The organism is Thermofilaceae archaeon (assembly GCA_038731975.1).
Lineage (GTDB): Archaea > Thermoproteota > Thermoprotei > Thermofilales > Thermofilaceae > JANXEW01.
Map to the genome: position 1 here is coordinate 219,868 of JAVYQJ010000001.1, position 13,017 is coordinate 232,884.

Genomic DNA, 13,017 nt, shown 5'->3' on the forward strand with positions numbered 1-13,017 from the left:
GGCGTGATACCACCCCTCGAGCTTGAGAGGAGGGCGCGTCAAGCCCCCCGCCTCGAGCAGCGCGCCTTCGACCTATCCCTCTCCCGGGCAATCGCCAACCTCGAAAGGGAGCACCAGATAGTCTACCACCCCGGTGAGATAGTGCCTGGCGACCCCTCGATGGTTAAGGACGTCTTTGAGGCTGGCTTGCAGCTCCTCCTCGAGTTAGGTGTCTACATCGTTGAGCTGGGCAGCGCAGCTAAGGTGAGCGAGGAGGAAGTCCGGGACGCTTTGAGCTCAGCCAAGGGCGAGGTGCAGCTAGGGGTTGGCGCCGATTCGAGGGTTCTCAGCGTTAGGAAGCCGGCCTCAAGGAGTAAGCCCTTCGTCTTCGGCGGCTACGCCGGCACTCCGACACCGGAGGAAATCTTCAAGCCGAGCGCGCTCAGCTACGCGCTCGAGCCCCTCGTCGACGCTCTCGACCACGGCAGCTTGACGAGCGTGGCCGGCTTAAGCCTTGCTCGCTCGGCCCCCAGCGAGGTTGAAGCGACGCTCCTCGAGATCCGGCTACTGAGGGAAGCCATCGAGGAGGCTGGCAGGCCTGGCCTGCACCTGCTCGCCTGCGAGAGCAGCGCGAGCGCGGTGGCCAACGCCGCCGCCATGGCTTCCGGTCTGCTGCGCAGGAGCGATGCGCAGCTGATCCCGATCCTCAATGAGATGAAGGTGGGCTACGACCAGCTGCTGAAGGCGCGCACCGGCCGCCTGTACGGTGTTCACAACGCGGCTCTGGTGGATCCGATAGTCGGCGGCTTCGCCAGGGGCGCGGCCGGCACAGCGATCTGCGCGGTAGCTGAGGCGCTAGCGTCGATGGTTGCCTACGGGGCCTCATACGTGCTGGTGCACCCCTACCACATCCACCTCAAGGCCACGAGCGCGAGGGAGTGCCTCTGGGTTGAGGCGGTTCTGGGCTTAGCTGGTGAGAGGCTCGGTGTACCCCTCGTCGGCGACGTGTGGCCGGCGAACGGGGGCGGCTGCGCGGAGATGCTGTACGAGATCGCCGCCAACTCCATCGTCGCGGCCTCCTGCGGCCTCAACCTGCTGGGACCCGCACCAGCCAACGGTGAGAAGCCGCACGGCTCTGGCCTGGAAGCGAGGTTCATGGCTGAGGTGGGCGCAGCGGCAGCAGCGCTCAAGCCCAGCAACGCAGCAGAGCTGGCGGGCGAGCTCCTCCGCTTCTACGAGAGCAGCCTCCGCAACCCTAACCCGGGAGTCCCCTTCGGCGAGCTCTACGACTTGGAGAGGAGGGAGCCGGCCCCCTGGTGGGCCAGCGTATACAGGAGGGTGCGAGAGCACGTCGCGGATCTCGGCCTCGAGCTGGAGTGAACAGTTATTACCCGTAGCTCAGCTTACACACGTGGCTCTACCGCAGGTGGTGTACAAGGCTGATGCCCGCGACAACGTGGGAACGGCTCTAGCCCCGCTCGCTGAGGGGGTCGAGTACCCAGTTTACGAGGAGGGCAGAGGCATCGTTGGAAGCGTTAGGCCGATCGTGCCGATCCCGCAGTGGCACAAGGTTGCGCTGGAAAAGCTGGAGGAAGGGAGCGAGGTTCGAAAGTTCGGCCACGTAATAGGGATCTGCGCCTGCAACATCGATGAGGGCTTCGTTGTCCACGTCACGAACGTCCTGCTCGACCCTGCCTTCGATCTCCCGAAGGCTCTCAGGGGCGGCTTCGTGCTTGGGACTGCTACTTCGCGGCTCGAAAGGGGGGATTTCGTGCGCGTCGGAGTGAACTTCCGACCCACACACCCACTCTTCAGGCAGCTCCCCTCACGCACGAAGGTGGGGGTCGCTGTGGCGCCCGTTCGAGAGGGGGGCACCCTAAGGCTGGGCAACATCGTTGAGCCGCCACCGGGCGTCCGGCTCAACGAGCGATACGTTAGGCTCGTGAAGGACTTCTACAGGTTCCTCCGCTCGAGCTTCATCGAGTTCGCCAGGGTGCAGGTGTGATGGCCGAAACGGTGCAGGCCTACTACAGGGAGTCGAGGAAGGTGTTCGGAGTCAGGAACCACGTCCTAATCCTGCCGACTACGCCCTGCGTGAACAGGTTGGCGGAGCTCATATACGAGGAGTTCAAGGGTGAGAGGTGGGGGGAGCACGGGGAGAACAGGGTTGTCCTGGCGCGTCACAACGTGGGCTGCTGCCACGTTGGCTTCGATCTGGACGTAGCATTCGAAACCCTGCTCGGCATAGCTTCGCACCCAAACGTTTACGGAGTACTGCTCGTCAGCCTGGGCTGCGGGCAGCTTTGTAAAAGACCCCTCGGATCCGGTGAAAGTAGGCTGGAGAACCTCCTCTCGTTTAAGCTCTACGAGAGGCTTGTGAAGAGGGGTGTTGAGGTACGCTGGGTGAACCTACAGGAGCCGTGGCCCGAGTCGGTGGACGGTTTCGAAAGAGTCGTCGAACTCGGCAGGAAGTTCGTGAGGGGGATGCTGGAGAGGGCCAGCTCGTTGAGGAGGACAGAGGCCCCGCTCAAACGCGTAGTGATAGGGGTCGGTAACGGGGCATCTGACCCAACTTCGGGCCTTTTCGCCAACCCGGCTGTAGGGTATGTCGTTGAGAAGCTGGTTAGAGAGGGGGTCAGCGTGGTTTTCTGTCAGACAACTGAGGTTCTTGGCAGCGAGGGCCTACTATTGAGCAGGGTAGCTGACGAGACCGTTGCCAGGAAGCTGAGGAGGCTGCTCGAGGCGGCCTACGCTGTGAAGGAGGCTCTATCGGAGTACACGTATGAGACGGACCCGACCCCCGGCAACATCGCGAGCGGCATTTCAACTCTCGCTGAGAAATCTCTCGGTAGCGTGCTGAAGATCGGTAGAGACGCAAACGTGAAGATCCTCGACGTCCTTCCGTACGCTCGTCAAATCCCGCGGGGGAGAGGCGGCCTCTTCCTGATGGACTCTCCGGGCGAGGACATCCCAGCGATAACGGGGATGGTAGCAGGTGGGGCTCACGCGGTTATTTTCACGACGGGTTTAGGAACACCGGCGGGGTCCGTCGTGAGCCCTGTCCTGAAGGTGACCGCAAACAGGGATACCTACGCTAGGCTGGCCAGCATCATAGACGTCTACATCCCGGTAGAGGAGGTCTTCAATGGAAGGAGCCTCCGCGAGCTCGCTGTCGAAACGATCTACCCAGCGCTGCTAGACGTTTTGTCGGGAGAGCGGTTAGCGAAGAGCGAGGTCAACGGGCAGGCGGATCTGGATGTGAGGGGTTACTGGCTGCGGGCGTAGGCTAGGGGTGCGCCACCCCCTTCAGCTCAACAACAGGTGGTAAGCGGCGCTTATGGGCTGAGCTTTCCACCCTGGACAGGATGCTCCTCACTTTCTCATAAGGAATTCCCGTCTCCTCAACAACGCGCTCAGGAGCGTATCCGAGGTCGAAAACGGCGTACAACACCACGTCCGCCACGTCGTAAGTGAACCCCAACTCACTCTCCGCCATTTGCCCAGGCCACAGCCTCGGACTACTCGGCTTCAGGGCGATTCGATCGGGCAGCCCCAAGTGCTTAGCGAGCCCCCGGACCTGGCTCTTGTAGAGGTCTCCAATGGGTAGAAGGTCGGCAGCCCCATCGCCGTACTTAGTGAAGTAGCCGAGCAGGAGCTCGCTGCGGTCGCCGCTGCCGAGCACGATCCCCCCCAGCCTGTTAGCAACGTAGTACAGCATCAGCATGCGGATCCTAGCCTTCAGATTACCCAGCGCCTTCAAATCGGTCTGGTCGAAGAGAGGCACGCTCGTAGATGCAGCCGCTACGAGAGTGTCGATTGGAGCCTCGTGGAACCTGATGTTCAAGTGGCGGACCAGCCACCTGGCGTCTTCCAGATCCTCACCGGGAGTGGAGGTTGAATCGGGCATTATCAGCGCGACGACCCGCTCCGGCCCTACAGCTCGCGCCGCGAGGGTGGTCACAACTGACGAGTCTATGCCGCCGCTGAGCCCTAGGACGTAACAGCCAGCTCCGGCCTCTTCAAGGTACTCCCGCAAGTAGCCGGAAATTCTCCTCTCTACGGATGCGTAATCAATGGAGGTTATCCTTTCGTAGAATCTACGCCAACCAGAACCCCTGTCCCTATCGCCCTCGAGCGGGGTACTCAGAGATTTTTCACGAGACTGGGCGTTCATATCGCCGTGCAAAGCTGAGTCGGAGTATTTCTACCTTCCGTTGCGGCTCGGTTGGTGGACCATTAAATCTAGAGTGGGCATTTGTTCACCCGAACTTCTTCTTGGAGCGGAGGTAGGTGAGAGCCGTTATGCCTTTGGCTTCAGCTGTTTTACGCAGCTCCCTGTCAATGGTGATTAGGAAGGCGTTCAACTCCATGGACAGTTTTAGGAGGGCTTCGTCAGTGCTCTTCGCGTCCACGTCAATCACACGAATGACTATGTCATCTGAGCCTCTTTGTAGGAGCTGTAGCGCTAATCGAGCCGCTAGCTTCTTGCGCCCACCCTGCGCAGCCAGCTTCTTCAGTTCTTCCAACACGGCGTTAGGCACGACGACTTCGACGCTCCCTTCGAAAGAGTCTCTCAGTGCTTCGAAGAGGTCCCTCCTGTCCTCTAAGCACGCGATTATCGCGCTCGAATCAATCACGACCACCGTTTTCCCGGGCATTGCGAGTCTTCAACTGAAGGCCTGCCTGCGCTAAAAACTTCCGTTCAAACCCTCAGCTCAGGTTAACCATTGCTACGCTCTCCCGCTGGAGTGCGTGGAACCTCATTTGGTGGCGAAGTTTATAGTGATTGGCGTAAGAGGGTCAAGATGTCGGGGGGTAACCGGAGAAGAGTCATCATCATGGGGGCGGGGGGTCGCGATTTTCACAACTTTAACATCTTCTTCCGTGGGAACCCCGATTACGAGGTTGTGGCTTTCACGGCCGCTCAGATCCCAAACATCGAGGGACGAGTCTACCCCCCAGGGCTGGCGGGTCCGCTGTACCCGAAGGGGATACCCATTTACAGCGAGGATGACCTTCCAAGGCTAATCCAGGAGTTGCGCGTGGACGAGGTTGTCTTGGCGTACAGCGATCTCACTTGCGAGGATGTCCTCGTGAAGCTAAGCAGGGTGCTAGCTGCCGGAGCCAGCTTCAGAGTGCTCGGACCCAGAGAAACGATGCTGAAGGCTTCGAAGCCCGTCATCGCAGTCACGGCTACGCGGACAGGAGCCGGGAAGAGCACTACCTCCCGCTACATCGTGAGTGTGCTAAAGCGGGCGAACCTCAAACCTGTTGTGGTGAGGCACCCAATGGCGTACGGCGACTTAGAAGCGATGAGAGTCCAGAAGTTCAGCCGGTTAGAGGATCTGGACGCTCACACGTTTACCATCGAGGAGAGGGAGGAGTACGAGCAGCACGTTGTGGAGGGTACGACGGTTTACGCGGGGGTCGATTACGCAGAGATCCTGAAGGAGATTGAGGAGGGACCCTACGACATCATAGTTTGGGATGGTGGGAACAACGACTGGCCTTTCATCAAGCCGGACCTCTATGTGACGGTTGCCGATCCTACGCGGCAAGGCCACGAACTCTCCTTCCCCGGCCTAGTGAATGTGCTCCTAGCGGACGTGATCGTCGTGAACAAGGTTAACATGGTTGACCGAGAGGCGGTCGAAGCAACTATCAGGAGGATCAGGAAGCTCAATCCCTCCGCCGAGATTGTTCAGGCTTCTTCTGAGGTCTACCTCAGTAACCCTGAGCTCGTGAAGGGCAGAAGGGTCCTAGTGGTAGAGGATGGGCCTTCGGTTACGCACGGGCATATGCCCTATGCTGCTGGATACGTGGCAGCGGTGAAGTTCGGGGGGATCCCCGTTGATCCGCGGCCCTACGCCGTAGGAAGCTTGAAGAAGGTGTACGAGGAGTACGCGCACATGGGCCCCGTGCTCCCTGCTATGGGGTATGGGCCCACACAGATGAAAGAGCTGGAAACGGTGATTAACAGCGTGCCAGCGGACGCTGTGGTTCTTGGAACCCCCAGCGATCTTTCCAGGTATATGAAGCTCAACAAGCCGGTTGTTAAGGTCCGATTCGAAATAAACGAGCCTGGGAGGCTCGCGGAGATCATCCTCTCTTTTGTCAAAAGGATGAGGGCCGATGGTAGATTACCTTAGTTTCCTGGTTGAGCCGAGAAGACCAACTTTCCTCGGCTTCTCGAGCGACCCAGCGAGCGCCAGGGCGGTTATACTGGGCGTACCCTACGACAGTAGCTCAACCTGCGCACCTGGCTGCCGCTACGCTCCAGCCCGAGTGAGGGAAACGTCTCACGCGCTTGAAGCTTTTGATCCCCAATTGAGGGTTAACGCGGAGGAGCTTCCAGTAGCCGACGTGGGGGACGTTGTGACATCCCTGAACCCCGAAGTAATGATCAAGGATGTATCGAAGGTTGTTAAAGAGCTGCGCGAGAGAGGAAAGTTGATTGCGTGCCTCGGCGGTGACCACACCGTAACGCTGGGGGCGCTCAGCGGCATGGGGCATCCCATCTCGATGGTGGTGTTCGATGCGCACTTAGACTACCGTAACGAGTACCCACGTGGGGATAGGCTCAGCCACGCAACTGTGCTGAGGCGGGCTAGAGAGGCACTGGTGAAGGAGGCGGTAGTCATAGGCGCACGCGCTCTTTCAAAGGAAGAGGTCGAAGCGCTATCCCTGGACGACAGAGTCACTGTTCTGCACCCCTGGGCCGGGAGAAGCGAGATCGAAGCCGCGCTGAGCACGTTGAGCGGGCCACTCTACGTGAGCATCGATATCGACGTCCTTGACCCATCAGTAGCTCCAGGCGTCGGGTGTCCAGAACCAGGCGGCTTAAACTACTACCAGGTATTGGACATCCTCTCGCTGGTATTCGAGGGGGAAGTGGTGGGCCTCGATATAGTCGAAGTTAACCCTCTAGTCGATGTAAACGACTTGACCAGCCGTATTGCAGCGAAGCTCCTAATGAGATGCCTAATCCTCTTGACCCGGAGCTAAACTGCTTTAACCTTCCTAATCGTGGGTGCACGAAGCTTTATCACTATCCGCCAGCCGCAGAAGGGGCACTTGACGCCCGGCAGTATCTCCATTTCGGACTTGGAGAACTCCTTGCCGCACTTAGCGCACTTGTACATTCTCTCCTCTGTTGACACAGAAGCCCAAGCCCGTTGACGTATAAGAACTTTTACTCCGCTGGGACGAGCTCGACAAGGGTTAGATGAAGCCCGCGCAGGCACTCAACGCGGTTAAGCACCCCGACCACCCTTACGTCCTCTCCGTCGAGAAGCGGTGCCTGGGCGCAGTGACTCCGGATAGTGCACTTTCTCTCGTCGCAAGCAACTCGCTTGTATCGAAGCTTCAAACCTGCTATCGCCACCTTACTATCGACAACCACTCGAAGTGGAGCTTCCTCCACTTCAACAACGTACATTTTTTCGCCCAGTATGGGGCAAACGTGCGCCACTCTCCTGACTGAAAGCACCCTATAACGCCATCCTTGCCTCAAGTTCTTCGAGCAAACCGAAAAGTAGCCGCACCCGAAGCATCTGGGATCGATTACCGCTCTGAAAATGAAGCCGCGGGACGCTTGGGGCTCTGGAACCATCGCCAGCTTAGGCACGAGGTCTAGTGGCGACATGTTTTTTAAGCTGTGACGCGCTAGTACGCTGGAAGACCATGCAACCTGCCTTTTCAAGTGGTAAACCCTACCTGGGCGTGGAACCGCTCAAGGGTACGACAACCGTAGGCATGGCCTTTAAGGACTTCATAGTTCTAGCGGCGGATAGGAGGGCTACCAGCGGCTCCTTTATCGCGCACAAAAGGGCTGAAAAAATACACAAGATCGATGAGCACATCGCTGCCACAATAGCCGGCTACGTAGGCGACGCTCAATGGCTCGTCGAAAGGTTGAGGGCAGAAGCGAAGCTCTACCGGAGTAACGTGGGAGAGCCGATTAGCGTCCAAGCGATCGCCACCCTGGCTTCGACGATACTCTTCAGGAGCAGACCGATGATAGTGGTTCAGATGCTAATCGGAGGAGTCGACTACGAGGGTGGTGCGTTATTCAGCCTCGACTGGCTCGGCACTGTCACGCGGGAAAGGTACACTGCAACGGGCTCGGGCACCCCCTACGCCATCAGTCTCATAGAGAGCGAGTACAGAGAAAGCATGAACCCCGAAGAAGCGGTAAAGCTCGCTATACGAGCTGTTAGAGCTGCGACTTTAAGGGATCCTGGGAGCGGCGAGGGAGTGGACGTGGCGGTGGTAACGGCGAAGGACGGTGTACGAGTAATTCGAGGCGAGGAAATCCTGTAAAGGAGGGTAGATAGGTGCTATGGAGGCTCTTAAAGGCACTGTATTGGACCTTAGGAGGAAAATATTAGAATTGATACCGCCTGAAGCAGAGGTCACAAATATAAAATTCGAGGGACCGCGCATAGCGATTTACACAAGAAGACCCGATATATTCATAAGCGAAGAAGAAAAGTTGATAAAAGAGATAGTAAAAACTATAAAGAAAAGGATAGTTGTTAGAGCTGACCAGGCTGTTAGGCTAAAGGCGCAAGAGGCTGAAAGGGAGATTAGGAGCATTGTACCTCCGGAAGCCGGGATTCGCAGGATATACTTCAACGAGGAGTTAGGCGAGGTTGAGATCGAAGCCGAGAAACCTGGGTACGTGATCGGTAAGAGCGGAGAGACGAGAAGGGAGATATTCAGAAGGACAGGCTGGCACCCGCGCATTCTGCGAGCTCCGGCGCTCAGCTCGCCCAGCATTACGGAGATTAGGGAGCTATTCAGGGTTCATGCGGAGGATCGCGCTAGCCTTCTGGAGCAGACGGGAGGAAGGATCTTCCGCGTGAAGCTCTTCGAAAACAACTATGTAAGGATTATCGGGTTGGGTGGCTTCCAGGAGGTCGGGCGGAGTGCAATCCTAATACAAACTCCCGAGAGCCAGATACTCCTCGATGCCGGCATAAAGCCCACCTCGAACGCGGATGAGTACCCGTTCTTCGAGGTTCCCGAATTCAACGTCGACAAGCTGGATGCGGTTGTGATAACGCACTCCCACTTAGACCACTGCGGAGCACTACCATACCTCTTCAAGTACGGATACCGCGGCCTAGTCTACGCGACGGAGCCTACCTTCTACCTGATGAAGCTCGTGCAGGAAGACTACCTTAGGGTGGCTCGTAGAGAGGGTAGGCCGCTACCCTACAGCGAAAAAGATATTGCGACGGCGGTTCTTCACACATACCCTCTCGCTTACGGGGAAGTGACGGACATCGCCCCCGATGTGAAGCTAACCCTATACAAGTCCGGCCACATCCTGGGCGGTGCTATGGTCCACCTCCACATCGGCGAGGGCCTCATCAACATAGTCTACACGGGAGACTTCAAGTTCGAGCATACGCTGATGCTCGACGCGGCCGACTTCAAGTTCCCCAGGCTTGAAGTCCTAATACTAGAGGCCACCTACAGCGGGAAGGACGATATCCTACCAAGTAGAGACGAAGCGACGAAGCAGCTGATAGACGTTGTAGCAGAAACGATAGGAAGAAACGGAGTAGTACTAATTCCGGTACTCGCAGTTGGTAGGGCCCAGGAAGTCCTACTGGCGCTCAGGCTAGCTATGGAGGCTGGCCAGCTACCGACCGTCCCGATATTCATCGAGGGGATGATAGATGAGGTTAATGCTATCCACACCGTCTTCCCTGAGTACTTGAACGCCACGGTCAGCGAAATGATATACCGGAAAGTTAATCCGTTCACCGCGCCCAACGTACATGTCTTGAAAGGTGAGGAGAGGGAGGAGGTCATCGAAGCTCGACCCTGCGTCATACTCGCCACTTCAGGAATGCTGACAGGAGGCCCCGTGATGGAGTACTTGAAGCTCCTAGCCGAGGATGAGCGGAGCTCGCTCGTCTTCGTGAGCTACCAGGTGGAAGGCACGCTGGGCAGGAAGATACTGCAAGGCTTGAGAGAACTCACGTTCGTGGACAGCCGTGGGAGGGTAGAGCTGAGGGAGTTGAAAATGCACGTGTACAGGGTTGAGGGGTTCTCCGGGCATAGCGACAGGAGGCAGCTTGTATCTTACCTGAAGAGGGTAACACCGACGCCAAGGAAGGTAATCCTGAACCACGGCGAGAGGAACAAAATGAAGACGTTCGCTAAAAGTCTTGAGAGGCTCTTCCCCAACGTGGAGATATACGCTCCTGAAAACCTTGAATCGATCAGAGCTGTTTAGATAGAATCGAATGATTATTCAACAGTTTATTGAAGAGAAAAATTAAAATACTGCAGCCTCTAAGCACTTACATGATGAGCTCGGTAATAGATGAAAAGGACTTGGAGATAATAAAGATGCTGGAAAATAACGCCCGAATGCCGTTAACTAGGATAGCAGAGAAGGTCGGCATGAGCGACGTTGCCATTAGGAAGAGGTTGAAAAGGTTAGAGGACGAGGGCATAATAAAGGGTTACAGGCTCCGACTGGACCACTCGAAGCTGGGCTACAGGGCTAGAGCTATCATAGGCTTCAACGTTGAAGCTGCTAGGCTCCTTGAAGTGATTAAGGCTCTCACGGAACTGCCGGAGGTCAAGTTCCTGGCCGTTACATCCGGCGATCACATGGTAATCGTGGACTACTGGGCCAAAGACAACATTGAGCTAGAAAAGTTCGTAAACGAGATCAAGAACAAGTACGGCGCACGCGACGTAATGCCGTCACTAGTTCTGGAAATGATTAAAGAATAAAGTAATAAATTAAAGTAATAAATTGAAAAGGTAAATTTAATATTTTTATTTTAGTCTTTCTTGGTAATCCAACAGGGAACCTGGGATTTTAGCTGCTAGATGGGAGGACGCTTATCGTCTTGTATCGTCTTCAACACTAGCATTGTGTGAGTTTGCACTACGTCACTGTGCTCCGGCATGTACCTTATCAGAAACGAGGTCAGCTCATCCCACTCTCGTGCCCACACCTTGAGAAGGAGATCGTACTCGCCAGTAATTATGTGAGCCTCCTCAACCCAGGGGAGGCCCTTCCGAGTGTAGCAATCTTCAACGATTTTTTCTGCCAGTAGCTCCTGATTCGACTTATCGCCTCGAAGACCCCCCGTCCTTCTGACCTTAACGAGTACAAAAGCGACGTACTTGTAACCGAGTTTCCGCAAATCTACGTCTGCCCTATACCCCTTTACGACCCCCTCCCGCTCTAGCCTATCAAGCCTCTCACTCAGCGTTGTTCTAGCCGCCCCAATGCTCTTCGCTACCTCGGATAGAGGAACTCTCGCGTTAGCTAGCAGCGAGCGAAGCAAAACTTTATCCAGCTCATCCAACTGCATACGCTAATCGGCTCCGGCGGCCACTTTAGATTTTCCCCGGTACGTGCCTTTTCAGAAGATCTGAAGACCCTGTGGTGGGGCCGCCGGGACTTGAACCCGGGTCCCTCCGCGGCGCTCAACCTACGCGGGATCCCGAGGCTAAGCCTCCCGAGCCGCGCATCCTACCAAGCTGGACTACGGCCCCTTTGCTGCTCTAATGTTGCAAGCTTAAGAATTTTCTGCACCAGTGTAAGCTGAAGAGATTTCTGCCCCGACATCAGAGTGTCTAACAGGAAAGAGCCTGACCGTCAACTTTCGCTGAAGCCTTTCAGAACCATCGAAACTCGCGTGCTCGAGCGAATAACCGCGGGCGGATGGGTAGCCACCTTGTAGCAAACAGTTTAAAACAGCCGGTTCTTTTCCGTTTGGATGCGATGGAGCGAGGATGAGATAACTGATAAGCTCGTTAAGAAAATGAAAAGTGAAAAAAAGGTGAAGGATAGTAGGATTCTGGAAGTTGTGGAAGAGGTTTTTGATCACAGAACCTTGATGGCGCTCTACAAGCTATTGAATGATGGAGTCATAAAGAGGGTTTACGGGGCAGTTGCGGCCGGGAAGGAGGCGAGGATATACTGGGCTCAAGGTTCGCAAGACGAGGATCTTGCTCTGAAGATCTACCTCGTAACAGCTTCGGAATTTCGAAGGGGTAGGCTAGCCTACCTAGAGGGTGATCCCAGGTTCAGGAGGCTTAGGGGCGACGTAAGGAAAATCGTTGAAGCGTGGTGCTCGAAGGAGTACAGGAATCTGATCAGGGCTTGGGAAGCTGGGGTGAGAGTTCCCCGCCCGATCGCTAGGAACGGCAACATACTGGTCATGGAGTTCATCGGAGATCCGGAAGCTCGCGGTAGACCGGCGCCGCTGCTGAAGGACGTAGAGCTCGACGACCCCGCCCCTGCTTTTGAAACCCTGAAACAGTACATTATTGCTTTATACAGAAAGGCCAAGCTCGTGCACGCGGATCTATCCGAGTATAACGTTATGGTAAGAGGAGATGAGCTAGTGCTCATCGACTTCGGCTCAGCAGTTGACACGCGGCATCCGAGAGCTCTGGAGTTCCTAGAGCGGGATATTCGTAACATATTCCTCTACTTCGCTAGACTCGGCGTTGAAACGGGTGATCCCAGGAATTTCCTGCAACAGTGCTTGCAAGAGCGGTAGCTGCAGGCACAGGCCTAAAACGGTGGTGTAATCCCGCCAGGCAAGTCCGGCTCAGATCCCCGATTACCTAACCGTCTCCTGAAGCCCCTCCCTGCCGGTATTAAGGGGCGCTACGAGCGTTGCGTCACATGGATGTGCCTTCCAGCACCTTCTTGAGCCCCTCTGTGAGTCTCATGCTATCCAGTTTCTGGACTTCGCCGCCGGAGTACCTGTATATGATGTCCCCCTTCTCGTCACGCTGGAACTCCCAGGGGGCTACGAGTACGACGTCTCCCACCTTCATCCAAACCCTCTTCTTATACCTCCCAGGGATCCTGCATAGCCTGACCTTTCCATCCTCGCAGAGGACTCTCGCTCGATCGTAGCCTAGGAACTGCTGGATAACGCCCAGTAGCATGTCCTTACCGTTGGGCAGCGGCATACTGTCCTTCCTTTCTTCCTCTCCCTTTCTTTTAGGCACGAACGTTCGCGCGTTTTCGTTGTCTTTATA

15 protein-coding genes and 1 tRNA gene are annotated in these 13,017 nt (G+C 56.3%); 9 read left to right on the forward strand and 7 right to left on the reverse strand.

What is annotated here, in order from left to right; all coding sequences use genetic code 11:
- Positions 1-3: 3 nt before the first annotated feature.
- Genes QXF46_01295 through QXF46_01305 form a run of 3 tightly spaced genes read left to right on the forward strand, consistent with a single transcriptional unit; the run spans position 4 to position 3,264 of the window.
- Entirely contained in the window at positions 4-1,359 is a 1,356-nt protein-coding gene (locus QXF46_01295; GenBank protein MEM0225492.1) for a monomethylamine:corrinoid methyltransferase, read from the forward strand.
- Between the two features lie 31 nt (positions 1,360-1,390).
- Complete coding sequence (locus QXF46_01300) at positions 1,391-1,984, forward strand: hypothetical protein (GenBank protein MEM0225493.1); 594 nt, start codon at positions 1,391-1,393, stop codon at positions 1,982-1,984.
- A complete protein-coding gene (locus QXF46_01305; protein MEM0225494.1) occupies positions 1,984-3,264 on the forward strand; it encodes a UxaA family hydrolase in 1,281 nt (426 codons plus the stop codon). Before QXF46_01300 ends, QXF46_01305 begins: the two co-directional genes overlap by 1 nt.
- A 1-nt stretch (position 3,265) precedes the next feature.
- Here QXF46_01305 and QXF46_01310 read toward each other — a convergent pair whose 3' ends face one another.
- On the reverse strand, positions 3,266-4,153 hold the full coding sequence (locus QXF46_01310) for an NAD+ synthase (protein ID MEM0225495.1): 888 nt from the start codon (positions 4,151-4,153) through the stop codon (positions 3,266-3,268).
- An 85-nt stretch (positions 4,154-4,238) separates the two neighbouring features.
- Positions 4,239-4,637, reverse strand: coding sequence for a PIN domain-containing protein (locus QXF46_01315; protein MEM0225496.1), 399 nt, complete (start codon positions 4,635-4,637; stop codon positions 4,239-4,241).
- A gap of 147 nt (positions 4,638-4,784) precedes the next feature.
- Here QXF46_01315 and QXF46_01320 point away from each other — a divergent pair, with 147 nt between their 5' ends.
- Together QXF46_01320 and speB are read left to right on the forward strand one after the other, a co-directional pair.
- Complete coding sequence (locus QXF46_01320; GenBank protein ID MEM0225497.1) at positions 4,785-6,128, forward strand: cyclic 2,3-diphosphoglycerate synthase; 1,344 nt, start codon at positions 4,785-4,787, stop codon at positions 6,126-6,128.
- A complete protein-coding gene (gene speB / locus QXF46_01325) occupies positions 6,112-6,984 on the forward strand; it encodes an agmatinase (protein MEM0225498.1) in 873 nt (290 codons plus the stop codon). Before QXF46_01320 ends, speB begins: the two co-directional genes overlap by 17 nt.
- Here the strand turns inward: speB and QXF46_01330 are convergent.
- Together QXF46_01330 and QXF46_01335 are read right to left on the reverse strand one after the other, a co-directional pair.
- Positions 6,981-7,139 (reverse strand): DNA-directed RNA polymerase subunit P, encoded by a 159-nt coding sequence (locus QXF46_01330; GenBank protein MEM0225499.1) that lies wholly within the window; start codon positions 7,137-7,139, stop codon positions 6,981-6,983. The genes speB and QXF46_01330 overlap by 4 nt on opposite strands.
- A 32-nt stretch (positions 7,140-7,171) precedes the next feature.
- Positions 7,172-7,606, reverse strand: a complete 435-nt coding sequence (locus tag QXF46_01335) for a UPF0179 family protein (GenBank protein ID MEM0225500.1) — start codon at positions 7,604-7,606, stop codon at positions 7,172-7,174.
- A gap of 56 nt (positions 7,607-7,662) precedes the next feature.
- On the opposite strand from QXF46_01335, the gene QXF46_01340 reads away from it, so the two are divergent.
- The 3 genes from QXF46_01340 to QXF46_01350 all read left to right on the forward strand — a co-directional run bounded on the left by QXF46_01340 (position 7,663) and on the right by QXF46_01350 (position 10,740).
- Positions 7,663-8,301, forward strand: coding sequence for a proteasome subunit beta (locus QXF46_01340; GenBank protein MEM0225501.1), 639 nt, complete (start codon positions 7,663-7,665; stop codon positions 8,299-8,301).
- A gap of 19 nt (positions 8,302-8,320) precedes the next feature.
- Positions 8,321-10,231 (forward strand): beta-CASP ribonuclease aCPSF1, encoded by a 1,911-nt coding sequence (locus QXF46_01345; protein MEM0225502.1) that lies wholly within the window; start codon positions 8,321-8,323, stop codon positions 10,229-10,231.
- A gap of 71 nt (positions 10,232-10,302) precedes the next feature.
- On the forward strand, positions 10,303-10,740 hold the full coding sequence (locus tag QXF46_01350; GenBank protein ID MEM0225503.1) for an Lrp/AsnC family transcriptional regulator: 438 nt from the start codon (positions 10,303-10,305) through the stop codon (positions 10,738-10,740).
- 95 nt (positions 10,741-10,835) lie between these two features.
- On the opposite strand, the gene QXF46_01355 is transcribed toward QXF46_01350, so the two are convergent.
- Positions 10,836-11,330, reverse strand: coding sequence for an Lrp/AsnC family transcriptional regulator (locus QXF46_01355; protein ID MEM0225504.1), 495 nt, complete (start codon positions 11,328-11,330; stop codon positions 10,836-10,838).
- Positions 11,331-11,402: 72 nt separating this feature from the next.
- Positions 11,403-11,514: transfer RNA gene (locus tag QXF46_01360), tRNA-Pro, on the reverse strand.
- A gap of 224 nt (positions 11,515-11,738) precedes the next feature.
- Between QXF46_01360 and QXF46_01365 the strand changes: the two genes are divergently transcribed.
- Positions 11,739-12,527, forward strand: coding sequence for a serine protein kinase RIO (locus QXF46_01365; protein ID MEM0225505.1), 789 nt, complete (start codon positions 11,739-11,741; stop codon positions 12,525-12,527).
- Positions 12,528-12,651: 124 nt separating this feature from the next.
- Here the strand turns inward: QXF46_01365 and QXF46_01370 are convergent, their stop codons facing one another.
- Positions 12,652-12,987: a translation initiation factor eIF-1A gene (locus QXF46_01370; GenBank protein MEM0225506.1), complete on the reverse strand. Its 336-nt coding sequence runs from the start codon at positions 12,985-12,987 to the stop codon at positions 12,652-12,654.
- Positions 12,988-13,017 lie beyond the last annotated feature (30 nt).